This is a genomic window from Pseudomonas mosselii, from assembly GCF_019823065.1.
Classification (GTDB): domain Bacteria; phylum Pseudomonadota; class Gammaproteobacteria; order Pseudomonadales; family Pseudomonadaceae; genus Aquipseudomonas; species Aquipseudomonas mosselii.
Genome location: NZ_CP081967.1, coordinates 1 through 26175, shown reverse-complemented (window position 1 = coordinate 26175; position 26175 = coordinate 1). Strand labels below are relative to the sequence as shown.

33 protein-coding genes are annotated in these 26175 nt (G+C 60.5%); 9 read left to right on the top strand and 24 right to left on the bottom strand.

The window, feature by feature from the left end:
• Window positions 1–10 precede the first annotated feature (10 nt).
• Window positions 11–361 (bottom strand): mercuric ion transporter MerT, encoded by a 351-nt coding sequence (gene merT, locus K5H97_RS29280; RefSeq protein ID WP_004574527.1) that lies wholly within the window; start codon window positions 359–361, stop codon window positions 11–13.
• 71 nt (window positions 362–432) lie between these two features.
• On the opposite strand from merT, the gene merR reads away from it, so the two are divergent.
• Window positions 433–852 (top strand): Hg(II)-responsive transcriptional regulator, encoded by a 420-nt coding sequence (gene merR, locus K5H97_RS29275; protein WP_004574528.1) that lies wholly within the window; start codon window positions 433–435, stop codon window positions 850–852.
• A gap of 152 nt (window positions 853–1004) precedes the next feature.
• On the opposite strand, the gene K5H97_RS29270 is transcribed toward merR, so the two are convergent.
• Window positions 1005–1223, bottom strand: a complete 219-nt coding sequence (locus tag K5H97_RS29270; protein ID WP_004574529.1) for a co-regulatory protein PtrA N-terminal domain-containing protein — start codon at window positions 1221–1223, stop codon at window positions 1005–1007.
• A gap of 78 nt (window positions 1224–1301) precedes the next feature.
• Between K5H97_RS29270 and K5H97_RS29265 the strand changes: the two genes are divergently transcribed.
• Window positions 1302–1454 carry a hypothetical protein gene (locus K5H97_RS29265; RefSeq protein WP_162175271.1) on the top strand — a complete coding sequence of 51 codons (153 nt, stop codon included), beginning with the start codon at window positions 1302–1304 and terminating at the stop codon, window positions 1452–1454.
• A gap of 262 nt (window positions 1455–1716) precedes the next feature.
• Here K5H97_RS29265 and K5H97_RS29260 read toward each other — a convergent pair whose 3' ends face one another.
• Together K5H97_RS29260 and K5H97_RS29255 are read right to left on the bottom strand one after the other, a co-directional pair.
• Window positions 1717–4683, bottom strand: coding sequence for a Tn3 family transposase (locus K5H97_RS29260; protein WP_001138070.1), 2967 nt, complete (start codon window positions 4681–4683; stop codon window positions 1717–1719).
• Window positions 4684–4685: 2 nt separating this feature from the next.
• Window positions 4686–5246, bottom strand: a complete 561-nt coding sequence (locus K5H97_RS29255) for a recombinase family protein (RefSeq protein ID WP_003124096.1) — start codon at window positions 5244–5246, stop codon at window positions 4686–4688.
• A gap of 282 nt (window positions 5247–5528) precedes the next feature.
• On the opposite strand from K5H97_RS29255, the gene K5H97_RS29250 reads away from it, so the two are divergent.
• Window positions 5529–5897: a hypothetical protein gene (locus K5H97_RS29250; protein WP_137188492.1), complete on the top strand. Its 369-nt coding sequence runs from the start codon at window positions 5529–5531 to the stop codon at window positions 5895–5897.
• 506 nt (window positions 5898–6403) lie between these two features.
• On the opposite strand, the gene K5H97_RS29245 is transcribed toward K5H97_RS29250, so the two are convergent.
• The 15 genes from K5H97_RS29245 to K5H97_RS29175 form a co-directional block, all read right to left on the bottom strand.
• The gene (locus K5H97_RS29245) at window positions 6404–7423 is read right to left on the bottom strand and encodes a hypothetical protein (protein WP_051555728.1); all 1020 of its coding nucleotides are present in this window, start codon (window positions 7421–7423) and stop codon (window positions 6404–6406) included.
• Window positions 7424–7444: 21 nt separating this feature from the next.
• Entirely contained in the window at window positions 7445–7759 is a 315-nt protein-coding gene (locus K5H97_RS29240; RefSeq protein WP_028691955.1) for a TrfB-related DNA-binding protein, read from the bottom strand.
• A 23-nt stretch (window positions 7760–7782) separates the two neighbouring features.
• The gene (locus K5H97_RS29235; RefSeq protein WP_028691956.1) at window positions 7783–8205 is read right to left on the bottom strand and encodes a hypothetical protein; all 423 of its coding nucleotides are present in this window, start codon (window positions 8203–8205) and stop codon (window positions 7783–7785) included.
• 58 nt (window positions 8206–8263) lie between these two features.
• Window positions 8264–9091 (bottom strand): DUF932 domain-containing protein, encoded by an 828-nt coding sequence (locus K5H97_RS29230; protein WP_028691957.1) that lies wholly within the window; start codon window positions 9089–9091, stop codon window positions 8264–8266.
• Between the two features lie 190 nt (window positions 9092–9281).
• The gene (locus K5H97_RS29225; RefSeq protein WP_028691958.1) at window positions 9282–9839 is read right to left on the bottom strand and encodes a single-stranded DNA-binding protein; all 558 of its coding nucleotides are present in this window, start codon (window positions 9837–9839) and stop codon (window positions 9282–9284) included.
• Window positions 9840–9863: 24 nt separating this feature from the next.
• Window positions 9864–10259 (bottom strand): hypothetical protein, encoded by a 396-nt coding sequence (locus K5H97_RS29220; protein WP_051555729.1) that lies wholly within the window; start codon window positions 10257–10259, stop codon window positions 9864–9866.
• A gap of 670 nt (window positions 10260–10929) precedes the next feature.
• Complete coding sequence (locus K5H97_RS29215) at window positions 10930–11193, bottom strand: hypothetical protein (protein ID WP_134998160.1); 264 nt, start codon at window positions 11191–11193, stop codon at window positions 10930–10932.
• A gap of 11 nt (window positions 11194–11204) precedes the next feature.
• Window positions 11205–11645 (bottom strand): hypothetical protein, encoded by a 441-nt coding sequence (locus K5H97_RS29210; protein WP_028692286.1) that lies wholly within the window; start codon window positions 11643–11645, stop codon window positions 11205–11207.
• Window positions 11646–11648: 3 nt separating this feature from the next.
• Window positions 11649–11870: a hypothetical protein gene (locus K5H97_RS29205; protein ID WP_028692287.1), complete on the bottom strand. Its 222-nt coding sequence runs from the start codon at window positions 11868–11870 to the stop codon at window positions 11649–11651.
• Window positions 11871–11956: 86 nt separating this feature from the next.
• Window positions 11957–13639, bottom strand: a complete 1683-nt coding sequence (locus K5H97_RS29200; protein ID WP_028692288.1) for a DNA cytosine methyltransferase — start codon at window positions 13637–13639, stop codon at window positions 11957–11959.
• Window positions 13640–13690: 51 nt separating this feature from the next.
• Window positions 13691–13933, bottom strand: coding sequence for a hypothetical protein (locus K5H97_RS29195; RefSeq protein WP_028692289.1), 243 nt, complete (start codon window positions 13931–13933; stop codon window positions 13691–13693).
• Window positions 13934–14078: 145 nt separating this feature from the next.
• Entirely contained in the window at window positions 14079–15170 is a 1092-nt protein-coding gene (locus tag K5H97_RS29190; RefSeq protein WP_051555741.1) for an adenine nucleotide alpha hydrolase family protein, read from the bottom strand.
• Between the two features lie 337 nt (window positions 15171–15507).
• Window positions 15508–15825: a hypothetical protein gene (locus tag K5H97_RS29185; RefSeq protein ID WP_028692291.1), complete on the bottom strand. Its 318-nt coding sequence runs from the start codon at window positions 15823–15825 to the stop codon at window positions 15508–15510.
• A gap of 26 nt (window positions 15826–15851) precedes the next feature.
• Complete coding sequence (locus K5H97_RS29180; RefSeq protein ID WP_028692292.1) at window positions 15852–16220, bottom strand: hypothetical protein; 369 nt, start codon at window positions 16218–16220, stop codon at window positions 15852–15854.
• A gap of 152 nt (window positions 16221–16372) precedes the next feature.
• Window positions 16373–17152, bottom strand: a complete 780-nt coding sequence (locus K5H97_RS29175) for a DUF4942 domain-containing protein (protein WP_028692293.1) — start codon at window positions 17150–17152, stop codon at window positions 16373–16375.
• Between the two features lie 202 nt (window positions 17153–17354).
• Between K5H97_RS29175 and K5H97_RS29170 the strand changes: the two genes are divergently transcribed.
• The 6 genes from K5H97_RS29170 (at window position 17355) to K5H97_RS29145 (ending at window position 22582) form a co-directional block, all read left to right on the top strand.
• Window positions 17355–17657 (top strand): type II toxin-antitoxin system RelE/ParE family toxin, encoded by a 303-nt coding sequence (locus K5H97_RS29170; protein ID WP_028692294.1) that lies wholly within the window; start codon window positions 17355–17357, stop codon window positions 17655–17657.
• Complete coding sequence (locus K5H97_RS29165; protein ID WP_028692295.1) at window positions 17654–17953, top strand: addiction module antidote protein; 300 nt, start codon at window positions 17654–17656, stop codon at window positions 17951–17953. Before K5H97_RS29170 ends, K5H97_RS29165 begins: the two co-directional genes overlap by 4 nt.
• A gap of 19 nt (window positions 17954–17972) precedes the next feature.
• The gene (locus K5H97_RS29160) at window positions 17973–18194 is read left to right on the top strand and encodes a hypothetical protein (protein ID WP_028692296.1); all 222 of its coding nucleotides are present in this window, start codon (window positions 17973–17975) and stop codon (window positions 18192–18194) included.
• Window positions 18195–18488: 294 nt separating this feature from the next.
• Window positions 18489–18812 (top strand): hypothetical protein, encoded by a 324-nt coding sequence (locus tag K5H97_RS29155; protein WP_028692297.1) that lies wholly within the window; start codon window positions 18489–18491, stop codon window positions 18810–18812.
• A 2068-nt stretch (window positions 18813–20880) separates the two neighbouring features.
• A complete protein-coding gene (locus tag K5H97_RS29150; RefSeq protein WP_028691923.1) occupies window positions 20881–21309 on the top strand; it encodes a LexA family protein in 429 nt (142 codons plus the stop codon).
• The gene (locus K5H97_RS29145) at window positions 21299–22582 is read left to right on the top strand and encodes a Y-family DNA polymerase (RefSeq protein WP_028691924.1); all 1284 of its coding nucleotides are present in this window, start codon (window positions 21299–21301) and stop codon (window positions 22580–22582) included. Before K5H97_RS29150 ends, K5H97_RS29145 begins: the two co-directional genes overlap by 11 nt.
• Before the next feature lie 16 nt (window positions 22583–22598).
• On the opposite strand, the gene K5H97_RS29140 is transcribed toward K5H97_RS29145, so the two are convergent.
• The 5 genes from K5H97_RS29140 to K5H97_RS29120 all read right to left on the bottom strand — a co-directional run bounded on the left by K5H97_RS29140 (window position 22599) and on the right by K5H97_RS29120 (window position 26175).
• Window positions 22599–23348: a hypothetical protein gene (locus K5H97_RS29140; protein WP_226342966.1), complete on the bottom strand. Its 750-nt coding sequence runs from the start codon at window positions 23346–23348 to the stop codon at window positions 22599–22601.
• 1 nt (window position 23349) lies between these two features.
• The gene (locus K5H97_RS29135) at window positions 23350–24621 is read right to left on the bottom strand and encodes a DUF1173 family protein (protein WP_028691925.1); all 1272 of its coding nucleotides are present in this window, start codon (window positions 24619–24621) and stop codon (window positions 23350–23352) included.
• Window positions 24622–24760: 139 nt separating this feature from the next.
• Window positions 24761–25306, bottom strand: a complete 546-nt coding sequence (locus K5H97_RS29130; protein ID WP_036986388.1) for a hypothetical protein — start codon at window positions 25304–25306, stop codon at window positions 24761–24763.
• Window positions 25299–25589: a hypothetical protein gene (locus tag K5H97_RS29125; protein WP_051555725.1), complete on the bottom strand. Its 291-nt coding sequence runs from the start codon at window positions 25587–25589 to the stop codon at window positions 25299–25301. The genes K5H97_RS29130 and K5H97_RS29125 overlap by 8 nt, the downstream gene beginning before the upstream one ends.
• Window positions 25590–25617: 28 nt before the next feature.
• Entirely contained in the window at window positions 25618–26175 is a 558-nt protein-coding gene (locus K5H97_RS29120) for a helix-turn-helix domain-containing protein (RefSeq protein ID WP_051555726.1), read from the bottom strand.

The window sequence follows — 26175 nt, the reverse complement described above, 5'->3', positions numbered from 1 at the left end:
GGACTCCTGATCAGTAGAACAAGGGAAGGATGTAGGGGAAGCCGAGCGCGACCAGCACCAAGGCCGTTACCAGCCCGAACAGCAGCTTGTAGGTGGTGCGTACCTGGGGCACGGCGCAGACCTCACCCGGTTTGCAGACTTGAGCCGGGCGGAAAATGCGTCGCCAGGCGAAGAACAGCGCGACTAACGCCGCACCGATGAAGAGCGGGCGGTAAGGTTCCAGCACGGTCAGGTTGCCGATCCAGGCCCCGCTGAATCCCAGTGCGATCAGAACCAGCGGCCCAAGACAGCAAGTCGAGGCGAGAATCGCCGCAAGCCCCCCGGCGACAAGAGGGGCGCGCCCGTTTGATGGTTCAGACATGCATTTCTCCTTTCGAGCATGTGAGCGATGGTTTAAGGTTACTTCCGTAGTCAAGTACGGAGTCAAGCAGTATGGAAAACACTGTGGAAAGCCTGACCATCGGCGCCTTCGCCAAGGCGGCCGGGGTCAACGTGGAAACCATCCGGTTCTATCAACGCAAGGGGCTGTTGCCCGAACCGGACAAGCCCTACGGCAGCATTCGCCGCTACGGCGAGGCGGACGTGGCCCGGGTGAAATTCGTCAAATCCGCGCAACGACTGGGCTTCAGCCTCGATGAGGTGGCCGGGCTGTTGCGATTGGATGACGGCGCTCACTGCGACGAAGCGCGCGTGCTCGCCGAGCAGAAGCTCGAGGATGTGCGGGGGAAACTCGCGGATCTGCGGCGGATCGAGTCGGTGTTGGCGCGGCTGGTTCACGATTGTTGTGCGAGCCACGGGACGGTTTCCTGTCCGCTGATCGTTTCGCTGCAGGGGGAAAAGGAACTGCGCTGACTCCGCGCGTTAACCGAGGATTTCCCGATGCGTGAGGCACCTCCGGGGTCGGCTTGCGCTTGGCAAAACAGCGGCGCTCATTGAGCGCCGCTGAATGGCCAAAGGAGCACTTGCATAGGCCACAGGTTAGTACTGCATCAGCAGCTCATGTTCTACTTTGCAGGCGGACAGCCGGGCTGCGCCTCGACCCGGCCAGCCGCCGTGGCCCCCAGTTGCTCAATCTTCTTGGCGGTTTCCGCCACCAAGGCCGCCTCAGCCTTGTCGCGCATAGCGGCGATTCGCTCGATTGAACGGTCGCTCCCGCTCTCGGCCCATACGGTGGATGACAGCAGAGTCGCACCAACTATCAGCAGTAGTCTTAGGTATTTCATAACAGCCTCCTCTCGGGTTTTCTACCCACGAGCCGACTCTATCTCCGTAGTTAAGTACGGAATCAAGGAGAGATGGAGATGAAGGTCCTGGATTATGGCGCTGAGAGGAAATGGCAGGGCTTAAGTGCACTTTCTGTTCCGTTGCTCCCCAAACCCCTAGTGGGTAAATTTCATGCCGCCGAACCAGAAGTAAATAATAGCGAGAGCCAAGTACGCGCCATAGATACCTAGCCCCATAGTTTTGGTTCCAAGCGTTAAGTGGGCCTGTACGCTGGACTTCGAGTTTTCAATGCCTATGGTTTTCATGTCTGAGCTTCCAGTAGTGAGTGAGAGTGTGTTGGCTGCCGAACGCCGTATGCGTTGGCGATGAGATGATTATGGCTGGCATCTCTAATCAAGAGGCATCAGAAAGTATTGATTTCAGTGCAGATCGTCTTGGGCGGTGCAATTCGCGATGAAGGGGGTCGCCTCAGAAAACGGAAAATAAAGCACGCTAAGCCGGTTGCAGCGGTCGTAGCGGCCTGAACTTGCCCGCGCCGATCTTGGCGCTGCTGCGCCAGAGGTAATCGCCGGTGAGGTTGATGTGCTCCCAACCGAGCGGCGACAGGTACTGCAACAGCGCGTCATCAACGGCATGGCCGTTGCCACGCAGCGCGTGCGCAGCCCGTTCCAGATAGACCGTGTTCCACAACACGACGGCAGCCGTTACCAGATTGAGGCCGCTAGCCCGGTAGCGCTGCTGCTCGAAACTGCGGTCGCGGATTTCACCCAGGCGGTTGAAAAACACTGCCCTGGCCAGCGCATTGCGCGCCTCGCCCTTGTTCAGGCCGGCATGCACGCGGCGGCGCAGTTCCACGCTTTGCAGCCAGTCCAGGATGAACAGCGTGCGCTCGATGCGGCCCAGCTCGCGGAGCGCCACGGCCAGGCCGTTCTGGCGTGGGTAGCTGCCGAGCTTTCGGAGCATCAGGGAGGCCGTCACCGTGCCCTGCTTGATCGAGGTGGCCAGCCGCAGGATTTCGTCCCAATGGGCGCGGACGTGCTTGATGTTGAGCGTGCCGCCGATCATGGGTTTCAGCGCGTCATAGGCGGCGTCGCCCTTCGGGATGTAGAGCTTGGTGTCGCCCAGGTCGCGGATGCGCGGCGCGAAGCGGAAGCCCAGGAGGTGCATCAGGGCGAAGACGTGATCGGTGAAGCCCGCCGTGTCGGTGTAATGCTCCTCGATCCGCAAGTCGGACTCGTGGTACAGCAGGCCGTCGAGCACGTAGGTCGAATCGCGCACGCCGACGTTCACGACCTTGGTGTGAAATGGCGCGTACTGGTCAGAAATGTGGGTGTAGAACGTCCGCCCTGGGCTGCTCCCGTATTTCGGGTTGATGTGGCCGGTGCTCTCGGCCTTGCTGCCGGTGCGGAAGTTCTGGCCGTCCGACGATGAGGTGGTGCCGTCGCCCCAGTGCTCGGCGAAGGGATGGCGGAACTGTGCGTTGACCAGATCGGCCAGCGCCGCCCCGTAGGTTTCGTCGCGGATGTGCCAGGCTTGCAGCCAAGCCAGCTTGGCGTAGGTCGTGCCGGGGCAAGACTCCGCCATCTTGGTCAGGCCCAGGTTGATCGCGTCGGCGAGGATCGTGGTCAGCAACAGGTTCTTGTCTTTGGCCGGGTCGCCCGATTTCAGATGCGCGAAATGCCGAGTGAAGCCCGTCCATTCGTCCACCTCCAGCAGCAGTTCGGTGATCTTGACGTGCGGCAGGATCATTGCCGTCTGGTCGATCAGCGCTTGGGCGGTGTCGGGTACCGCCGCGTCGAGCGGCGTGATCTTCAAGCCTGACTCGGTGATGATGGCGTCCGGCAGCTCGTTGGCCGTCGCCATACGGTTGACGGTGGCAAGCTGTGTTTCCAGCAGCGTCAGCCGGTCGTTCAGGTACCGGTTGCAGTCGGTGGCCACGGCCAGCGGCAATTCGCTGGCCTGCTTGAGGCTGGCGAATTTCGCGGGCGGCACCAGGTAGTCCTCGAAGTCCTTGAACTGGCGCGACCCCTGCACCCAGATGTCGCCGGAACGCAACGCGTTCTTCATCTCCGACAGCGCGCATAGTTCGTAGTAGCGCCGGTCGATGCCGGTGTCGGTCATGACCAGCTTCTGCCAGCGCGGCTTGATGAACTCGGTCGGCGCGTCGGCGGGCACCTTGCGGGCGTTGTCGCTGTTCATGCCGCGCAGCACCTCGATGGCGTCGAGCACGTCCTTCGCGGCGGGAGCGGCCCGCAGCTTGAGCACGGCAAGGAATTCCGGCGCGTAGCGGCGCAGCGTGGCGTAGCTTTCGCCGATGCGGTGCAGGAAATCGAAGTCCTCGGGCTGCGCAAGCTTCTGCGCTTCGGTGACGCTCTCGGCGAAGGCATCCCAGGACATGACGGCCTCGATGGCGGCGAACGGATCGCGGCCCGCCTGCTTGGCCTCGATCAGCGCCTGGCCGATGCGGCCGAACAACCGCACCTTGGCGTTGATCGCCTTGCCGGACGCCTGGAATTGCTGCTGATGCTTGTTCTTGGCGGCGTTGAACAGCTTGCCCAGGATGCGGTCGTGCAGGTCGATGATTTCGTCGGTGACGGTGGCCATGCCCTCGATGGCAAGCGCCACCAGGGTGGCATAGCGTCGCTGCGCCTCGAACTTGGCCAGGTCGGCGGGCGTCATCTGGCCACCCTCACGGGCGATCTTGAGCAGGCGGTTCTGGTGCACCGACCGCTCGATGCCAGAAGGCAGGTCGAGCGCCTGCCACGCTTTGAGGCGTTCGATGTGTTCCAGCATGTGCCGCGAATTCGGTTTGACGGGCGATTGGCGCAGCCAGGCCAGCCAGGTCGTTTTGCCGTTGTCCCGACGCTTGAGCAGATCGTCGAGGCGGCGGCGATGCGCGTCCGACAGCGGTTCGGCCAAGGCATCGTAGATGCGCCGGTTGGCGCGGGTGATTGCTTCGGCGCTCGCCCGCTCGACGGCGTTGAGGGCAGGCAGAATGACCGACTGCTGCCGCAGGTGCTCGATCAAGGTGCTGGCCAGCACGATGCCCTTGTCGGTCTGCAAGGCCATCTCGGTCAGCAACTGGACGGCCTGCCGGTAGTGGCCCATGGTAAAGGGCTGGAAGCCGAACACCGTTTGCAGTTCGACCAGGTGCTCGCGCCGGGTCTGCTCCCGCTGCCCGTATTCGTCCCAGCTTTCGACGCTGACCTTGAGCTGGTCGGCGACCAGTTTCAACAAGGGCGGAAACGGCGGCTCATCGACGCCCAGGATGACACCAGGAAAGCGCAGGTAACAGAGCTGCACGGCGAAGCCCAGCCGGTTGGCCGGGCCGCGCCGCTGCCGGATGATGGAGAGGTCGGTTTCGCTGAACGTGTAGTGACGGATCAACTCATCCTTGGTGTCCGGCAACGCCAGCAGGCTTTCGCGCTCGGCGGCGGACAGGATTGAACGACGTGGCATATTTACTGATCCGTTCTCAAGTATTGATACAGGGTTTCGCGACTGATTCCGAATTCACGAGCCAGCTTGGTCTTTTGCTCGCCAGCCTCGACACGTTGGCGCAGTTCGGCAATACGCTCAGACGACAGGGATTTCTTCCTGCCACGGTAGGCCCCGCGCTGCTTGGCGAGCGCGATGCCCTCGCGCTGCCGCTCGCGGATCAAGGCGCGTTCGAACTCGGCGAACGCGCCCATTACCGACAGCATCAGGTTCGCCATCGGCGAGTCCTCGCCGGTGAAGGTCAAATGCTCCTTAAGGAACTCGATGCGTACGCCGCGCTGGGTGAGGCCCTGCACCAGGCGGCGCAGGTCGTCGAGGTTGCGCGCCAGACGATCCATGCTGTGCACCACGACCGTGTCGCCTTCGCGCACGAAGGCGAGCAGCCGTTCCAGTTCGGGCCGCCGTGTGTCCTTGCCCGACGCCTTGTCGGTGAACACTTTATCCACCTGGATCTGTTCGAGCTGCCGTTCTGGGTTCTGGTCGAAGCTGCTGACGCGGACGTAACCGATGCGCTGACCGTGCAAGGTATCCTCCTGAGGGAAATGTGTCAGGAAGAAATCTATGACCCTTGACGGCGTATGTCAATCAATTCGGAAGGCAACTCTATTCTGACGATTTAGCGCCGGATGGTCTGACGCCAAGTTAGGGTATACCCCATTCGGACACCGACTACACAACCTAAGGGCTTGCAGGCTGTCAGCAGGGCTTATCGTACGATTTTTTCCGTTTTCTCTATGCCCCCCAAATCGGCGTACGCCGACCGGCTCGATGGTTACCGCCGATACCTGGAAAATCGGGAAGGCAGCTTGCGCCAGATGGCCAGCCACTGCGGCGCGGAACTCGGTGCAGCGCACAAGCGCTGCAAGCGCGACCTGGTGTTTTCATTCCTGCAGGTGGAACGGCTGAACGGGCTGGACATAACTCCGACCCTGGCAGAAAACCTCTGCACCAAGCTGCTCGGGAGAGGGGTGGACGTACGGATTGCGCTGGAGAAATTCGCAACGGAAGGGCGCACAGCCGCCAACAAATCAAAGGTCGGTCCTGAGATCCTGGATCAGCTGGAGGCGACTCTGGAGCCGATGGTGCAAGCCCTGGTCATGGCCATGACAGAGATCCGGGTCCGCTACCGGGATGACTTCGATGACTGCGTAGCACATCGCCGGTTCAAGCCCTAACGCATATATGCGTTAGGGCATCCATTCGGAGGCCGGCGCGTTGGGCTTGCGGATCCAAGGGCGCAGCCCTTGGTCGCCGAAGGCCGCTCTTGCGCAGTCGCCCAGCCCACACACAAAAATCGTCCAGTGAGCGGGGCCCCAACAAGGGCCAGAGCGAACGGTGCAGTTGTCCACGGACCAGGTGCGCATCATCGCCTGGGCGGTGGGCAACTGCAGGGCGATTTCCCGAGCCATGCACTTGCTCCCCACGCGAGCTGCTGCAGCGCCCGGCCTGCTGGCCGGCTCGCCCTCGATCTTGATTACCAGGTGGGATGGGCCATCCCGGCCGTGAGGCCGGGTAAGGAGTTGCCCCCTCGGCCGTACGATACAAACGGCAAGCGGAGCGCGCAGGCCGAAGGCCGGAGGCGTGAGGATGGAAGCCCGAAGGGCCAAGACCCGGCGTGCTTTTGGCCGGGGCTTGGTTCACGACAGCCGCCCCCCGAAGGGGGCACGCACAAGAGGGAGAATCAAACGTCTTTCGGAGCCTGGCCAACTCGGGCGTCATGCCAACCTGGCCACTTTAGGAGGTTGTTCGGGCCGTTGCTGGCCAGCCATTTCTCAAGGTACGCCAGCTGCGAGGGATTCAACTCGGTGAGTTTGGGCAGGGTTTGAGTCGCTTCAACCTCGGCCTGCAGATCCAGCACAAAATCAGGCCCCAACTCGTCCAGCTTGGTCAGCACACCGTCAACGGCTTCCAGCAACTGGCGAGGATCACCGCCTCGATCAGCGTATTCGCCCAGCAGCTCCGACCATTCGTCCTGCTGTGCATCCCATTCCTCTGCTTCCTCGGCCTGCTGATTCATCTGGTCCGGGTCTATAGCTTTCATACCATGCGCCCGCTCCAGCCAGTGATCAGCCAGCATGCGTTCGTCGCTGCCGTTGCTGCCGAAGCGGTCAGCCCGGGGCCTGTTGCCAAAGTTCTGGATGCCGGCCAGGTCGCCAATAAAGCTTTCGAGCAGTTCCGCAGGTTTCATCTGATGCCGGCGTGCTTCCCATTCGAATTCAGGCGGAATGCGTACGGAAACAACTTCTGTTTCATCCGGCACGAACTCGCCTTTGGCACCAGGCACAAGCCCTGCCGGTGCGAGAAAGCCGGTAGGTCGACTGTCGCACCGCCAACCGCATGTCAAATGAGCGCGGTGGTGCGGCCACTTCCCATGGTTAAGCGGCACCATCTGAAATTCATCGTTCGTGGTGTCCAGCTCGTACACGCGGCGCAGGCTTTGATCCTGGTAGGCCCGGAAAATCATGGTGCCATTCCCTGCTGCCGACGACGCAAAATGCGCTGGCAGTACATAGCCCACTTTGCCTACGTCACTCTCATTCACGTAATGAGCGGCGCGCAACGTGTGCTGCTTTCCCTGGTACTCGATAACCAGGTCAGCCGTTTTCCCGTCCTCATTGATCTGGTTAGCAACCAGGGTGACGTTATGAATGGAAACTGAGTGAATCCGGTCAGCCTGGAAAATGAGTTCATCAGACGACATTTCGTCTCTCCTTGTGATTCTTCACTTCGATTTTTGGGCGGCAGGCTGGGGGAATGGCTTGGCCATTTCCCGCACCTGTTCGGCCAACTCGGGGGGCAGCCACACCAGGACGGGGACCAGCTCGCCGGCGCCCTGCTCTTCCAGGATTTTCCGCACACGCTTTACCGCTGCGTGCGCGGTCTGCTTGGTCATCCCCCTGGCCTCGGCTACGTCGGTGATGCGCTGGCCATCGACCAGAACGGCCTTGGCCACCTCGACGGTCGAGATGGCCAGGCGCTTGGAAGCAAACAGGGGCGCAACCTTCTTCCATTCTTCTTTGGTGTACATCGGCTGCATTCATCAGCTCCTAGTGTCGGTAGTCAATCAGCCGCGGCCCCCTGCTGGTGAATCCGCTGCCAGATCTCGCAATGCGTGATGGTCGGCAGCGCTAGGAACGTCCAGTAACGACCGCTTGAACGGGCGTACACGCGCACCAGGTCGCCAACCTCGGGGGCTTGCAGTATGAACGAATCGCCGGCCTCGCCGGCGTTGTAGTCGAGCACCTGAGCGCGGCTAAGCGCGAAGTCATACCGGGTTTCGGTGATGCGCGCCGGCTGGGTGCCGTGGGCGGCTTCCTGCGCTTGCAGAAAGCCTACTTCATCGCCCAGCACAGCGCCGGGGTGCCTTACCTGGATCTCTGGCAGCATCAGCCAGGTTGCGCGAGCGGCCCAAGCATTGGGGCCGATCTGGCGGGCATAGTCGATGATTGCGGTTTGGCCGGGTACATAGAAAACTTTTTGCATGGCTGCGATCTCCCTGCATGGTGCAGACCGGGCGCGCTGGGCGCCCGGCCTGGGGCTGTTAGGCGGCTTGGCGCAGGTGCTGGGCCAGTACCCACAGGGCGCGATTCAATTTCACGTCCTGGTCAATGCCGGAAACGGCACGGGTGCTGGTGCGGCGCCCTTGTTTGTTGCGGCCTCGCAGCCCTCCCTTGATGGTGTTTTCCTGTACGCGGTTGAAGGTCGACCAGAGGTCATTGGTGGCGTCTTCGCGGCGGCGTGGTGCCAGAAGCTGGCTAGCGGTCACCGGAGCCGGGCCGTCTGCCGGGTCGTAACGGTAGGCAAGTGCAGCCTCGGCAAAGGCGTGCTGCAGGTCGCCGCCCACTTGGATGCTTTTCATGGTTTCGCGCTGTTCTTCGATCAGCTGGAAGTGATTCAGGACTTCATAGGCGCCCTCGATCACCTCCCCGATGACATCCTGACGCCCACTGTGACGCACTTTTTGATCAAGCGCGGCATCGCCCAGCACCAGGCCATTGGCGCACACGAAACGGAAGCAACCGCCCATCATCTGGTAGCTGCTGGTGCCGTCGTGGCTGTTCAGCAGGATGATTTCGTTGGCTTCCTTGGCCACGATGGTATCGGCGTGGCGCAGGCGGATCATGTGCTTGGTGTGGTCGCGTTTGTCGGTGTTGCGCACGCGGGTTTGGCAGGCCATGAACGGCATGAACCCTTCGCTGCGCAGTGCTTCCAGTACGTCGACGGTGGGAATGTAGCGGTAACGATCGGAGCGGCTTTCGTGAGCTTCCTCGGCAAAGATCGAGGGCGCTACGCGGGCGATATCGTCATTGGTCAGTGGGCTGTCGCTGCGGACCATGCAAGGGTTACGGAAATTGCTGGATAGACGCATTTTTGAATCTCCTTCGCGATTTGCCTGGAGCGGTTGCCGCCGCTGGTTCCAGGCTGTCGAGGCGGAATTGCTTCGACAGGGTTAGTATCGCAAAGGCTCGAACCTAAGTCAACTATTGGTCAAATCTAATTTGACCGTTTGTCGCGCAGAAAAAAGCCCGACATTGCGCCGGGCCTGGTCTTGCGGGTGTTTACTGAAGCTGCCAGCTGAAACGGTACGGGTCCATGAACGGAATGTCGTCGTCAAAGCTGTCAAAGTCGGCTGCTGGCTGTGGTGCAGGTTGCGGCGCTTGCTGCTGAGCTGGCGGGCGCTGCTGTGGGCGCTGCTGCCGTGGCGCCTGCTGGCGGGGTGCTTGGTCGCCGCCGCCCTGGTTGTACGGATCGCCGCCCTGCTGCTGGTTCTGCGGGCGACCGCCTAGTAACTGCATGGTGCCGTTAATGTCGACAATGATTTCGGTGGTGTAACGCTTGATGCCGTCCTTCTCCCACTCGCGGGTTTGCAACTTGCCTTCGATGTAGCATTGGGAACCTTTGCGCAGGTACTCGCCGGCGATCTCGGCCACCTTGCCGAACAGCGAGACGCGGTGCCACTCGGTACGCTCGACCTTCTGCCCGGTTTGCTTGTCGGTCCACTGCTCGCTGGTGGCCAAGCTGAGGTTAGTTACCGCGTTGCCGTTTGGCAGGTAACGGACTTCGGGGTCCTGTCCGCAAGTCCCAACCAGGATCACTTTATTTACGCCACGGGCCATGATGAATCTCCTTTTCCGTCTGGATTAGTCGTTTTCGAAGCAACCGCAAGGGCAGGTCATGCTGTCCAGGCCGTGCCAGCAAAGGCCGTTGTCGGCGTCTTCCTGGCGTTGTGCTTCGTTTTCACTGGCAGACATATAGCCGTAAGCCTCGCGGGCATACGCAAAGATTTCTGCCACTCCCTCGGCCTGGTCATCGGCGCCGAACTCTGCGTCCATGCTCGCACAGAAGGCGTTATGCACCATCGTGTCATAGGTAGGGAAGCGTTCGCATGCTGCGCCGTACAGGTCATCAACCTTGCGCTCCATCGCCTCGCTATTCGACGCGACCGGCGCCCAAATCTTTTTGGCGAAGTTCAGAAAGTCGCCGGTAGTGAGCCAATTGTGGGCGCTGACTGCGGGGGCCTGAGCGGTGATATTCATGTGTGAAACTCCTTCGCGACTACCCTGGAGCGGTTGCCGCCGCTGGATTCCAGGCTATCGAAGCGGGATTGCTTCGACAGGTTTAGTATCGCAAAGGGCCTAACCAAAGTCAACTATTGGTCAAATCTAAATTGACCGCTTGTCGCACATTCTCGCGTGCGAGAAATCATGCTTTTTTCTGCGCCGTACGCTTGACGGCTCTACCGAGCTGCTTTAATGCCGAGCGTTTGGGCGCGGGAAACAAACGCTTTTCAAAGCAGCAGCCGCGAAGCGGATGCCGCCCTGCTCTTTGGGAATGGAAGCGCGCCACCGCTGGGTGGATCTGCTCGGCAGCCTTCGGTAGGACGCGGTAAGCCAGGACTATCCAGAGCCAGGCCGCGTGCAAGGGGACCGTGGAATACCGCAGGGAGCGCAGCGAGTGAGGATATGCCGCGAAAGCCCCTTGCAGGCAAGGCCTGGTGGCGGATAGGCCATTGGGGCGTCCGCTTCCTACCGATGGTTGCTGAGCTAGCCGCAGTGGTTGCCATGGAACGACCGGCAAGCGGAGCGCGCAGGCCGAAGGCCGGAGGCGTGAGGATGGAAGCCCGAAGGGCCAAGACCCGGCGTGCTTCTGGCCGGGGCTTGGTTCACGACAGCCGCCCCCCGGAGGGGGCACGCACAGGACTGCACCTTACTGGGTCCGTCCAGCCGGATGCAGCGCTTCATCAATGCGTTTCGGCGTCATGGAGGATGCAGCATCCGGCACCAATATTTCGATGCGAGTGGTGGTCGGTGGATGCTCCTGCAGATAACGCACTTTTTCCTGGTACTTCTGATCAAGCCGGCGTTGAAGCATATGCCGCGAAGCGAGCATTTCAACCGTCAAAAGACCTACACCGGCAATCGCACAGAGAACCACGGGTAGCCAGTTGCGCCGTTTGGTCTTGCGTTTCATGGCGAGCCTCGTCAGTTGTCCAGGCGCAGCCCGCCGCCTTTGAGGCTGGCCAGCTCGCTGAGCAGCAGCTCGCGCTGCGACGGTGTGATTTTGTTGAGGTACTGCAGCTTGGCCAATGTACCGAGTACAGCGCCGTAACCCATGAGGGGATAGGTCGGATCGGTTCGCCGCCGACGCAACGAATCCTCCAACTGATCCATGGACTGGGCCATCGCTGAGAACTTTTGGCGGATCTCATTGAGGGAGGTGGGCCGGTTTACCAGGTTCGGGAAGTAGTTGGCCAGGCCGGGCCGATCCGAGTCCATCAGGCACTGAATACCCAGCTCCAGATCCTCGCGGGCGGGAGCGGTGGCCACCGACAAAGCCCCCTCGATCTCGGCAACCGAAGCCGTCTCCAGCCACAGCAGCACATCGAGGTACGCGGTCAATTCCTGTTCCGTTCGTTCGTCCATGGCTCAATCCTCAAAATCCATTTCATCGCTGGCATCGACAACCAGGGAGCGGCACTGTTCGGCACGACGCATCAAACTGATGCCCTTACCTGGCCAGAGTGACGCGGCGGCTTCGTACAGCTCGGCGGCTGAATACCACTTCTTCCGATGCTCTGCCAAGCGCGCAGCGGTATGCAGGGCCTGGCTGGAACGTTGGGCTTTGCTCATGGTGAGATCGCGGAACATGGTGTATCTCCTTCGCGTGGTTTCCCGGGGACGGTTGCCGCCGTCTTGACCGGGAAGGTGAGGCGCCCCGGGCGGGGCGCCAGTCGTTATGCTGCCTTGTCGAGGTTGCTGGCCAGCGATAGGCCGACCGCAACAGGTCGTACCCACACCGGCATGTGGCTGAGCAAGAAGGTTTCGCCCTGCTTTGCCAGCAGGAGGGTTTGGGCCATGACGCCTGCAATAGCCTCGGCGGCTTTTGGCGGCACGGCATTACCGATCCGCTCGCGCCACGCCTGATCGCTCAAGCCGTCCAGCTCAAGCATTTCCTCCGGGTCGACCAGGCTTTGCAGCGCGGCCATTTCCAGGGTGGTGAATGGCCGGTGCCAGGTTCCGTCGAGGCTCTGAATCACGCAGGTCAACCGATCATTCGCGGCTGGCATACGCGGATCTGCCACGCTCCACCGGCCATTGTCCAAGCGCGCACTGGCGGAAACAGCGCCGGCCAGGCCCTCCCACGGCACCACGCCATAATGCCCCCCGGTGAGGTAGGCATCGCCTTTCACTCGCCGTAATCCTGGGCGTGGGTCTTGTACTGCAAAGGCGCCCTGCCCTGTCGTGCTGCCTGCAATGACCGTACGTGCGGCACCATCCCAGCGGGTCACGTTGTATTTGCCATGGCCACCAGCTGCACCACGCGGATCTGCCACGCTAAACGTGCCCTGCCCTGGCGACTTGATGCCGATGATTGCGCCGCTCGGGTCCTCCCAGCGCCGTACGCCATATTGTTGGTACTGCGCGGCACTGGCTGGGCTGCGCGGATCTGCGACGGAAAATGCGCCATTGGTGGGGCCAGTTTGACCGGCGACCGTGCCCACTGAATCACCCCAGCCGCGCACGCCGAGATAACCGGAGAATGCTTCCGGCACAATCACAAAGTCGCGCAGGTAGCCATCTTCGATGGCCAACTGATCGAGGCTGCGCCAGTCCTTACCGGCCTCGACCAGGGCAAGGCGTACCCACGTTTTCCATTGCAGTGCAGGAACGCGGTGCATCGGGCCGGCGCGCTCGATATCGCCCGGCAGCGGCATGCGGCCAAGAACAGCACCGACCGATTGCAGGGACTTTTTCTCCGGCTCATAGAGGAACGGCGGCACCTTCTCGACGTGCCGGGCCACCAACAGGAAGCGCTTGCGGCTTTGGGCCAACCCGCCCAGCTCCCCGCAGTCGTGGGTTGTCTCATTCACGGCATAGCCGAAGAAGTTCAGCACCTGGACGATCTGATCGAGCAGGTGGCGACCACGGGTGGCCAGGCGTGGCACATTCTCGAACACGATCAGGCTCACCGGGTTGTGCTGCCAGGCTTCGCACATGAGCCACACGCAGCGCAACGTCAGTTCATTGAGGGCCTGATATTTGGGGGTGAGGCTCAAAGCCTCGGACAACAAGCCAGAAGCCCCCTTGCAGGGGCTGCTGATGAACACCACATCGGGATCCTGGAAGCCCGCAGCGCGGCGTATGTCTGCCGGCGTAGCCTCTCGCCATTCGGCGGGCGGCTCCTTGCCATGAAAGGCGGTGTACTGCTCGCGGGTGAACAGGTCCATTTGTGTACCTGGTACGCCGGCCAAGCGGTCGAAGTCGCGCAGCGCGCCGGCGTCCACATCGACGCCGCCAATGCAGCGCCATTCTGCCTGCAGGTGGCCAACTACCTCTTTGTTCTGGTTGAAACCCTTGGCGCCGCCGCCAAGCCCGCAGCAGAAATGAAAGTGCTTGAGCACATACCTTGTAAGCATGTTCGTCATCCGTCACGAATGCCCGGACACCAGGTCCGGGCGGGGCTGTGGTCAGAGGGCGCGGGCAGTTGCCTCGGCCATATCGCGGAAGATCTCGGCGTGCAGTTCCAGCGGGAACTCCGCGATGACTTCGCGCTGGCCGATGCCGGAACGCTGAGCGACGACGGTGTACATGGTGACGGTGGCGGGGTCTTGCCCTGGGCGGGCCTGGTGGGATGGCTCGACGGTGAAGCCGGCGAACTCGCGCAGCTGCGCGGCTGAGCTGAAATAGAACAGGTGGGTTTCGATAGCCATTGGTGAATCTCCTTCGCTGTGTGCCCGGAGCGGTTGCCGCCGCTGGTTCCAGGCTGTCGAAGCAGGATTGCTTCGACGTACCCAGTATCGCAAAAGCAAAACCTACTGTCAACTATTGGTCAAATCTAATGTGACCGTAAGTTGATTACTGCCATAGCTCCATCTGCTCGGCGGTGATGTCGACCACGGGTATTCCTGGTGTGCGTGAGTCCAAGGCGTTGTCAGGATCTCGCAGGGTGTCGGATAGCTTGGCGAACCGTGCTCGATCAGTAGCGGTGCGCTTGACGTTGAAACCCTCGTCCACAACGTCGTTGACCCGTGCCCACTGATTCCAGGCGAAGCTACGGCCCAGCCCTACCGTGGTCGTCGTGCTGGGGAATCCATCGGCATTGCGCACCAGGTCTTCCCATGAGGCACCGAACTGCACCGCGTCGAAACGACTGTGCTTGCCGGTGAGCGCGTTGCGTTCCAGCAACAGGGCACGCTCCAGCAGATCCGGGTGATTCGCGGCAAGCCAATACAGCTCCCAGTGCTTGGAAGCTGGGCAGAAAAAGCAGGCCGATTTGATCGGCACCAGGTCCGCACCGAGGGCCTGGGTGATCGACCGTACGCAATCGCGCCGGGTCCAGCGGACCAGTTGCAAGGGATAGACATAATCGAAGTCGGCGTCGGCTGGTTTGATCGCCTTAGACCGGCGCAGGTCGGCTTTGCCGCAGTCATACCCGATCAGCTTGACGATGCGCTGCCCGGTTGCCTGGGCATGCTTCCAAAGTGGGTGGGGGGACCTGGCGTTGGGGCCGGAGCGAGCGCCCTTGAGAAACTGATCCTGGGGCACCTGCTTCCACTTCACCGAACAGGACTTCATGCCAAAGGCCAGGCTAGGCAACGTTTCGTTGGCCATGCAGTTGCCGTACAGATCCTGGTATTCAGTGGTCGGCTTGGGCTTTTTCCGGCACACGCTGACAGTCGGCCAGCCCCACGCCCGCAGTACGGAATCCATCGCCTCGATGTGGGCCAGCGTCTCGGGCTTCTCTGCGCCAGTGTCGGCAAAGGTGATGATATCCGGGCGCAACCCTGCCGCGTGCAGAGCTACCAGCATGGCCGTGGAGTCCACGCCAGATCCGAAACAGACGGCCAGCAGCCGCCCTGCCAACGCAGTGCGCAGGGCCTCGACCTGGGCCAGGGATAAAATGGGCTGAGCGCTGTCCAGTGGACAGCCGCGGCTGATCGCGTTCATGCGTGCTCCTTCGCAAGTGCCCGGAGCGGTTGCCGCCGCTGGATCCGGGCACTGTGGGGGTGATTACTCGGTGTCGTCGCCTATCAGGTCGCACAAGCTGGGGGCCAGATCGACTATGGCCGCCCTGTTGTTCGGTCCTGTCACCTCAAACACGCAGGCGCTGTCGGGATCACCATCTGCAATACGCGATTGGAAGTAGTGGCGGGCACACGCCTGTGCTGCCGCCCGGTGGTCGCCTTCAACGTCAACATCAACAGTCCATACAACTCGATAGCTAGGCATTGGGGTTTCTCCTTCGCAGTGCCGGAGCGGTTGCCGCCGCGTGTACCGGCTAGGGTTACTTGCCTTCGAAATAGGTGGGTCGCTGGGCCAGCTCGCGGGCAATCAATTCATCCGCGAACAATGGCGCTTGTTTCTCTATCCGCCGCTCAAGGTTCTTGCGCCGTACCTTGCCCTTGGCCTCGTCGCTCCAGCGCCTCACCGCTTGCGAGGCTGGGAAGTCCAGGCAGACGCCATAGCCTGCTGGGCGGGCCTCCCACGCCTTGCGCATTTCCTCGGGGAGCTTCTGCCCTGCCGGCGCCTCGATCACCAGCAACTCAAAGGCGCCAGGGCAAGGCAGGTGAGGCATACACCAGCGTAGGGAGTAGCGCCACATGGGCGGCGCTACCTGCTGGGTGGCCATCACGCAAAGTCCCACTGTGCCTGATCCCAACCCGGCAGCTTGCGCTGGGCCGCTTGGCGGATGCTGTGCAGGGTGCGGAATGCCTCGGTCGCGTAGTAGTCGCGATTTTGGTTCGACTGGTACTCCAGGCATTGAATGAGCTTGAGGGCTTCAAGGGGGGTGGGTTTGCGCACGGTTTCATCCAGCCCGAACAGTTCGGCCCTGAAGGTTTCGCCCGGATAGCGCGCACGAACCGAGCGCAGGTTTTCGTCCAGCAGTTGCTGGCCCTGGTCGGCCAGGATTTGGTAGGTCGTCGCATCGGGCTTGCCGGTGCAGCCGAACATGAGGATGGCGGAAATATGGAAACGGTCGACGATATAGGCGCTCATGGAAATCTCCTTCGCAACGTGCCCGGAGCGGTTGCCGCCGCTGGTTCCGGGCTGTTGAAGCGGTATTGCTTCGACCTGGTTAGTATCGCAAAGGGGCTTGCATAAGTCAACTATCAGTCAAATCTAATTTGACTGATAGTATATTCCACTTGCTACGCAGCCCGAGCGTCTGGAAGGACGTTGCCGGCATAGTATTCAGCTATCTGCTCGTTCACCTTATCCAGCAGATCCAGGCGCAGGAACTCCAGATGGAGCGTGCCTTTCTTGAAGGCTTTAGCCCGGTAGATCTCGTTCTCGAACACTTCCCCAGCCTGAAAGGCAGCATCCATAGCTGAGGTCAATGCGTGAGGCTGGAAGGGCTTGCCATCGAGCGTTTGAAATACCCTATCAAGGTCATTCAGCTTGTCTTTTGCCCACGAACCGTACCGGATGCAAAGACCACTTGTGAACGAAGATTCGACCATGCCTTCCATGATGACTTTCGGGCCGATGCGGAACGGCTCTTTAGCGTTTGTGCGGTAGTCGTCAGATAGATACCGGAACACATTGAAAACCCCACGCTGGAACATCGATTCGGCGTTTATGCGCAGGTCAATGAACGTCGCGCTAATTGTCGATGCGGTGAATTCAGGCGGGGATGGGCAAAGGCTTTTCTCAAACTCCGCGACGGCCTCCGCGTCCATGAGCTGTTTAAAGCCGGTCATATCGAACGCCCGGCGCCATAGGGAGGTGTCCAGTTCGCGGCGCACCCTGTCCTGGTCTTCCCTGATTTTCCCGGCGTGAGGCATCAGATAGCGACCATGAGGCGCTAGGACTTCCTCGGCCATCTCAAGTGTGCGGCGTGCATCTGCCATCAGGCGCAGCGCTTCCTCGCGGGCAGTTAGCAGATCGTCCAGCGTAGTAGGTAGCGCCAACTCTTTGAAAATAGACATTGTTCTGACTCCTTCGCAACGTGCCCGGAGCGGTTGCCGCCGCTGGTTCCAGGCTTGTCTAAGCGGGATTGCTTCGACGGATTCAGTATCCCAAAAGAAACTGCTTGCGTCAACTCTAGGTCAAATCTATATTTACCATAAATTGACTTTCTCGCATGCGAGAACCTTGTTCAATCGTGATTTATAAGCTACAATCAATCCCATGAAGACAATTAAACAAACCGCCACGTACAGGAACTGGGAACGCAAGCTGCGAGACAAGCAGGCCAAAGCCATCATCGCTGCGCGAGTCTTCCGCGTTGCGCATGGTCTGCTTGGAGACGTTCAACCAGTGGGCCAAGGGATCAGCGAACTGCGTATCCACCACGGCCCCGGCTACCGCGTGTATTTCCAGCAGCGCGGTAACCAGCTGGTCCTGTTGCTGTGTGGTGGGGACAAGAGCAGCCAAGCGCGGGATATCGAAACCGCCAAGTCCTTGGCCAGCCAGTGGAGTGACGATGAATGAAAGAACAATTTTACGACTACGATCCCGCTGATGCGCTGACCGATGCTGAGTCCATCGCAGTATTCATGGAGGACGCATTCGAAACAGGCGATGCGGCCTATATCGCAAAATGCCTGGGTGTCGTGGCCCGCGCCAAAGGGATGACCGCCCTTGCCAATGAATCTGGCCTTTCCCGCGAACACCTTTACCGGTCGTTCTCGGACAAGGGCAATCCGACCTTGAAAACCCTGCTGGCCGTGATGCGTGCCGTTGGCCTGGACCTGACAACACGCAAGCACGTTGAACCGGCACACTAACAACCCAAAAGGAGTCGCTATGAACACGGATCTGATCGTCAAAAGGATTTTGCTCACACCCGTGGCAGCTGGCTTTGGGTGGCTCGTTGCCACCATGATTGTGATCGGCCTTAACCTGGCCTTACCTACCGTTTCAGTCCCATGGATAGAGCGCGCTGGGCCTATCGGCGCCATTGTGGGCATCGCCATTTTTTACTGGATGACCTGGAAAGATGGTCGCTCGGCCACGCGGAAAGGTTAGGCCCATGCCGAGAATTAGCCTTAGCAACAGACTGCGTGACTGGTCGCGTCTATGGGTACTTTCTGGCGATGACATTTCCTGCCAGGAATGCGGAATGGCAACCCGAGCCAGTGAGCCGGACAGAATATTTGTGCATGGATACGGGTGCAGCCTTCAAACCCCAAACCATCAGTTTCCTTGGCGAGATCTGGCTGAGGCAATGGCCAAGCTACCTGGTAAAACCAAAGCTGCCCGTGCCCAAGACCCCTGCTATTACGTGAAATAGGCACCATCCACACAAGGAGTAATACGCACATGGAAAACATCGCTTGCATGACCAAAAGGCCGCGTTACGCCCTCGCTTGGGCGGTATGGGTGGGCGTCGCCGCGTGGGCATCGCTACATTCCCCCTACCCTGGATTCACTGGCTGGGACTATGTGTTATTCGCGTTCCTGGTCATGGTGCCCAAGGGCATAAATGGCGAGTTCCCCGCGTTGACGGATAGCCCTGATGATCTGACGCCGGAGAGAAAACGCCGCTACGTCTATACGCTGATCACGCTGGGGCTTTTTGCCTGCTTGCTGTCACGGCACGTCTCCATTCTCGACAGCCCCCTGGTGCGTGTATTCATCGGCTGAATCAACTGTCCAGAGCGCTTGACCGCAGGCGCTCTTGCAGATCTGCTTTAATGCCGAGCGTTTGGGCGCGGGAAACAAACGCTTTTCAAAGCAGCAGCCGCGAAGCGGATGCCGCCCTGCTCTTTGGGAATGGAAGCGCGCCACCGCTGGGTGGATCTGCTCGGCAGCCTTCGGTAGGACGCGGTAAGCCCGGACTATCCAGAGCCAGGCCGCGTGCAAGGGGACCGTGGAATACCGCAGGGAGCGCAGCGAGCGAGGATATGCCGCGAAAGCCCCTTGCAGGCAAGGCCTGGTGGCGGATAGGCCATTGGGGCGTCCGCTTCCTACCGATGGTTGCTGAGCTAGCCGCAGTGGTTGCCATGGAACGACCGGCAAGCGGAGCGCGCAGGCCGAAGGCCGGAGGCGTGAGGATGGAAGCCCGAAGGGCCAAGACCCGGCGTGCTTCTGGCCGGGGCTTGGTTCACGACAGCCGCCCCCCGGATGGGGGCACGCCCGTGGCGCGCTGGCTCGTTTCCCCCAGCGTTTACTGGTGGATTGCTCAAAAAATAGTTGCCATACCTGTCAACTCTTGCGACTATTAACCCAGTCAGATGATCTTTGCGAGACCTGGCAAAGCGGCTCCTAACCGCGATGCCGAAGAAAACCGCCCTCCTACGGCGGTTTTTTTTCGCCCAAAAAAAGCCTGGTCAGCCCCCTTTTGTGATGGCACAGCGACAGCGGAGCCGGTAATATCGCGGGCAGTCGTTTGTGGCATGTTTGTACCGGGTGGGGTGCCCCCGTTCTAAAGATTCAAAACACTGCTGGGGACGCGGGCCTAGGAATCCGCGCGGATTTGATCCCTGGTTAACATCAGCCCCGCCCGCGTCTCGCAGAGATCATCTGACTTGCTATCTCGTCGTCGGCCTGTGTTCCGGAAAAGCTGCGATAGAGACAGAGGCCCGCACCGTGAGGGTCCTTGGAATGCATAAATTCCTTAAAGATCTCACCATCCAGGTTGTTGCAAAGCTCCTGGTTGAGTGGATCCGCGATAGTTGGAACGGCTAACACCTGACTGACGGAGGAACCCGCTGCGGCCTGGCCAACGCGGGTTTTCTTTTGCCTGTGATCCGGCTCGCTCGCCGGCATCGGCCCCCCAGCGGGCAAAAAAAAGCCCCGCCATCGAGTAGCGGGGCCTACAGCTGTGTTACTAATCAATCAAGGTGGTCACGAATCCAGAGCCAGGCCCTGTACACGTTTGTCAGCTTGGCCAGGAAATCAGCCACGTTGACCACCTCTATGAGACGCTTTAGCGTTTTCATAGAACCCCCAAAAAGGTAGGTCCCTGGCCCGCCGCACTTACCGGACAGTGCAACGGTTTCACTGATCAGCCCCGTAAGGGTGTTGACGCTATCAGCGAACCAGAGTGTTCATCGGCCCTCTCCATTCCCGGCGCGTTGTCCAGACGCGGTGGAAAGGCCCCCCAAGGCAGCAAGCCGCCCGGTGCTCTACTTCATACCGCAAAAACCATGACCGAAAAAAGCCTTTTTACGCGTTTGTGAAGTTTATTTTTCCGAATGACGACGGGGGCTTGACGATGCCCAGCAATGCCGCTAGGTGGCGGCAACAGGCTGATAAACTGGGCATATTCGCTCAAACTCCCAAAAAAATTGCGTTAGCCAAAATGATGATCGCTTTACTCGGCGCTTCGGTGAATCTTCCGATGATCAATTTTGATCATTGCGCCGGTCGCTGTTCGGCTATTGCGCAACCAGTACCACTGTATTTACTATCGGCCTTGTTGACGCTATCAGCGAACCGCGAAACGAACGTCCATTCGATTCGCACAAACGAACCGCCCGTCCAGGCGGTTTTTTTGTGCCCGAAATTCGCCGCCGACTTCGCCGGTGAATTCGGCGTTCGGTGCGTAGCAGCGCCTATCATAGGCAGTTCGTTACCAGGTTTGCACGAACACCATGACCGAGAACGACTATACCTTCGCTGGTGCGGGCTGAGCCTTTTATACCAGCGGCTCTAGCCGCATCGCTCGACCTGAATTACTGTATATGGATACAGTAATTCACGGTGCCTTATGAACGCGCTTACTCCCCTCCCCCTCGCGGCTTCCGATCAGCTGCTGCAGGTGCTTGCCGGCTGTGCTGCAGGCGGCTTTCCGAGTCCAGCAGCTGACTATTACGAGCCACCACTTTCCCTGGATGAACTGATGAACATCCGCGCCCCGCATGTCTGGATCGTCCAGGTAGAAGGCGACAGCATGCGCGATGCCGGCATCTTCGACGGGAGCCGCCTGGTGGTCGACCGCTCGATCACGCCCAGCGCTGGGCATATCGTGCTGGCCTACGTCGACAACCAGCCGCTGGTGAAGCGGCTGGCCAGGTCGCCGGCAGGCTGGATTCTTGAATCGGCTAACCCCGCGTACAAGAGCATCGCGCCCAGCGAGTACGGCACCATCGAGGTGTTCGGGGTCGTGACTTGGGATCTCACGCAGCATGCACAGTGAACCTCGGCCCGTCTTCGGCCTGGTGGATGTGAACTCGTTCTACTGCAGCTGTGAGCGCATTTTCAGACCGGAGCTGCGGCAACGCCCAGTCGTTGTTTTGAGCAACTCGGACGGTTGCATCGTGGCTCGTACGAACGAGGCGAAAGCCCTTGGGTTGAAGATGGGGGACCCCTACTTCAAGGTGCGCGGCTTCTTGGAGCAGAACGGCGTCGCCGTTTTCAGCAGCAATTACACCTTGTATGGCGAGCTGAGTCATCGCGTGGGTGTGGCCATCGAATCCCTGGTACCGGACTGGGAACGGTATTCGATTGACGAACTGTTCGTGCGACTCGACGGGCTACCTGAGCCGATCATTGATGTAGGCCGGGCGATTCAAGCCCGAGTGCTGCAGTGGACTGCCCTACCGGTAGGAGTAGGCATCGGCCACACGAAGACCCTGGCAAAGGCGGCGCAGCACGCCTCGAAAGTGTGGCGAGAGAAAACAGGCGGCGTGGTCGACCTGCGCAAGCCCGAGGCGGTCGAATGGCTGCTCCGGCGAATGCCGGTTGATGAAGTGTGGGGGATCGGTCGCCGTATGCGTGACAACCTGGCCCGCGACGGAATAAGCACGGCCTGGGAGCTGTCGCAGGCCGAAGCGCGAGCGATGGGCCGCAAGTACAGCGTTGTGCTTGAACGGACCATCAGGGAGCTGCAGGGCGAATCCTGCATGGACCTTGAACAGTCCACGCCTGCCAAGCAATCGATCTGCTCAAGCAGGATGTTTGGCCAGCGTGTGCATACGCTCCAGGGCCTGCAGGAGGCGCTGGCGACCTACATTCACCGCGCCGCGGAGAAGCTGCGCCGGCAGCGCTCGCTGTGCGGTGCCCTGCGCATCGGCATCCAGACTTCATTCCATGGCGACGGGCCGAAGTACGCCAACGCGGCCTCCTGCATACCCGCATACCCAACGGATGACGTTCGGCAGCTGACCAAATACGCGCTGCAGGCGGTAGGGGAGATCTATCGGCCCGGCTTTGCTTACAGCAAGGCCGAGGTGCTGCTGATGGATCTGCGCAAGCGGGGGGAGTACACGCAGGACCTGTTCAGCCCGAGCCAACCCGAGCGCTCGGACGCTCTGATGGCTACCATGGACAAGATCAACCGCCGATGGGGCCACGACTGTTTGCGGACTGCCGCTGTCCCGCTGACGCCGGATTGGGGCATGCGGCGAGCATTGCTAAGCCCCAGTTACATGACCAGCTGGGACCAGCTGTGGAAGGTACAATGCCGGTAATTCTCGCGTGCGAGAATCAGCTTTTGCGGCTGGCCAGCCGCTTGCGGCGTACGCCAATGCTCGCACGGGATACTCCGGCAAGCTTGGCCACCAACGCATCTGGCACCTTCCCTAACAGGTGGTCGTAGCGGGACGCTACAGACACACGCTTATAGGGTTGAATACCCAAGAAAGCGCAGCGCTGCACAATCACTGGGTACGGCACGCCAACCTGCCGGCAAATTTCAGTCGGGGTCATGGTCGCCAACAGTGACTCATAACCCAACCAGGGGCCGTGGTAGTCGGGAATGGGAGTAGGGGGGCTGTCACCAGGTATTGGTTGCACAGGTTCAAAGCCCAGTCCTTCGCGGACTTCCTGAACCATGGCCAGATCGACGCTGGCCAACCGGGCAATCTCCTGGTCACTGACATAGCCAAAGAGCGATTTGTAGGGCCGCAGGTCATGACTGAGCGGCAACACCTGTTTGCGGGGTGCGGGCCGGAACACCGGCAGAATGCCCAGCGACTCGCGGTAGGCTTTGACACTTTTGTTGGTGACGCCACAACGCGCAGCGATTGCACTGTCGGGGGCAAATCCCAGCAGATTCTTGTAGGGTTCTATCATCTGGCCGACCGACCAGGGCGCAATCCCAAGTTGCTCACGGCGGCGCCGGATCCTGTGCGGGGTGGACCCGATCAAACGGGCAAGCTCAACATCCTTGAGCTTGCCCAGTTTGCAGTCGTACCACCGGGCTTGCCCCACAAGCTCCCAGTCGACGGTCGCCATGCTACGGATGCCGAGCTGGTGGGAAGGCTGGAATGTTCAGGCCACGCGGGTCTGAACTGGCATCCCAAGACCACCACCCGGTCGGCCCGTAGTGCTGGGCGTAGTAGGCGCACTTGACCTGCTTGCGGGCCAGGTACTTCGGATCCTGACGGCCATACACTTCCATCGGCACCTCTCTGCCGGCGCCGACGTCCATCAGCCAGAAATCGGGAAAGACCTGCTCCTGCCCAGCATCGAAACGCATGGGCTTGATGAACCGGCGCCCTTGCTCGCGCAACAGCGCCTCGATCACACCCTCGTAGCCAGATTCAATGGGGATCCATTCATCACTGACGACCATCAGGGCGACGTTGAGCGCTTGGGCTTTGCTGGCTGAGGTGGGCTGATCGGTCTGAACAATAGCGATGACGCGCCGCCCTTCACGCCAACCGCGCAACGCAGCCTCGTAGCTCCGGGCGGTTCTCTGCCAAAGATCGCCGTCAGTGAACAGACGCGGAATGCCGTTGAAGCCGGTGATGGTGATGTACCGGTCCATGGTCTGCTCGCGTTCCTCGGAGTAGCCGGCCAGCGGGGCAATGACGACCAAGCGGCGGCTGTTCCTCATTGCGCTGGCCACCTTGAGGCTGTTGGCGTCGGCCTGCTGGCCAGCTGAGTTCGTCGCAATGACCAGGGCATCGCCAATCCTCATGCGCGAAGCCAGCATGCGGTCGGCAGCTTGCTGCAGCCGACTGTGAATCAGCCCGAGGCCGCGCTTGCCGGCCATGCCTGGCACCCACTGATTGAGGCCCGCTTCGCTCCATAGCAGATGCAGCAGGCCACCCAAGGTCATCGCCGGCTTCGTGGGCTTTCCGCTTGATGGGGCAGGGGCGGTGCCCTCCATCGGCTGAACTTCTGCCGGATCCTTCTTGCGCAGCGATAGGGTGAGTTTGACCTTGAGGTCACCGTCCTTGGTTTCCTCGACCACGCCTTTGCTGTAGGCGCCTAAGCCCGACTTGTCGGGGTCGGGCGAGTAGTACAGGCAATCAAGCGCATGCTCGGCGCCGGTGTGGGGATAGCGGGATAGGTGGAAAGAATCCTTATCTGACCTGTGCCGTACGGCCAACCTCCGCGTGCCTTTGCCTGGGCACAGGCAGCGGACCAGGGCATGGCCGTGTGCCTTCTGCAGCACGCCTTTCCACTGCACCGCATAGCTTGGCTGGGTCTGGTAAGCCTCCGAATACTGCTCGGCCTTTTCGCCAAGCCCGATGCTTACCGCATACCGTTGATCTGCCATAGCTGCTTCCTCCGTGTCGCTGTGAAATCTCCCGTGCTCGATGTACAATGAGCAGGTGGATTTTTGCTCCTTCGCAAAAACCTAGAAACCCGCAAGCATTGCCGTGCTGCGGGTTTCGTCTTTTTGGGGCCTGGCTAAATCAGGCCTTGAAGTCGCCAAGCTCGATGACTGGCGTAGCCTGTGCAATGTCGATCTGCGTGGTGCGACCATCAGCCGTACGAAACGCCATGTTCATTGGCGGTGCAGGATCGTCCTGCAGCTGGGCCACGCAGCGCTTGTTCAACAACTCGAAAAGCCACTCGGCATCATTGACCGCATCCACCGGATCACGCGGTAACGCTTGCTGCAAGCTGTGCCTAAACCAGTGCGAGCTGGTGGGATCAGCCAACGCAGCTGCAATTTCACTGTCTGCCTCGCTGGCCACCAGTGCCTTGTCTACCGGCTGAGTTGTCGCCTGGATGGCTAACTGATCGATGGCACGCAGTTCATGCTTGGTCGCCTCGTCCAGTCCGCTGTCGAAGTTGGTCAGCTGGGTGAGGGCGGTCAGTTGCCACCAGGCCGAAGAAACACCCTCATTGCGGTCCACGCCGTTGGGCAGCGCCAAGGCACCGGTCAGCTCGACCAGGTGCTGCTTGGCGGATTCGATCAGCGTCCGCTGCAGCTGTGCATAGCGCTCGTCAGACATGATCGACTTCCCCAGCTGCCGGTTCTTGCTTGGCCTCCAGGGCCGCAACGACGGTGCAGTGGTCGAGCGATACCGCACCGGACAAACCGGCAACAAAAATCACGGCTTGGCCACACATCACCCACGCTTTGCCTCGCGTTTCGTCGCGGTGCGTTTCACCCTGGCCATACAGTTCTTCGTAGCTGACCAAGGCGCCATGTGGGTAATCGCTGTTCCAGTCGAAGCATTGGGCCTTGGCGTGCAGCTCCTGTTCTTCGAAAGTCCTGTTGCTTGGCTGTGGCATCGTGAATCTCCCTGAATGATGATCGCGGTTAGCTGTTGCTGTGTGGAATCGACGGCATATCAGGCAACATGCCGTCCAGCGATTCCTGGGCGGGTGGGTCCATGCCAGGGCCTGCAGGCAATTGAATGTCGCCGTCTTCCATCGTTGGCAGCTGCTTGAGCTTGGCATCGCCCAAATCGGCCTGGTCCTCTGTCGAAACCAGCACCCGTGCGTTGAATAGGGCGTACTGCAGATTGTCCCGCTTGTCGGCCCAAGCGATGCGGCTGTTCACCACATAAGCGAGCGTGCCACCCCGTTGGCCACCTACGCTGATGGTCTGGATCCAGTTGTGCTTGGTCAGAATGGCGATAGCGCGTTTTGTGGTGGCCACCGATGTTTCCATCAGTTTGGCCAGCGTGGCCTGGCTGATAATGAGCGCGCCTTGCTTGTCCATGTGCTGCACCAGGATGTGCATCAACTGGGCGGCGCGGGGCGCCTGCGCTGTCAACGCGGCCCATGCTTCGTGGCCAGCGCGTTCAGTCTGCACCCAAGTGCCGCGCTGGGCAGGCTGCGCATAGGCGCGGATCTCGTTATTGTCACTGGCCAT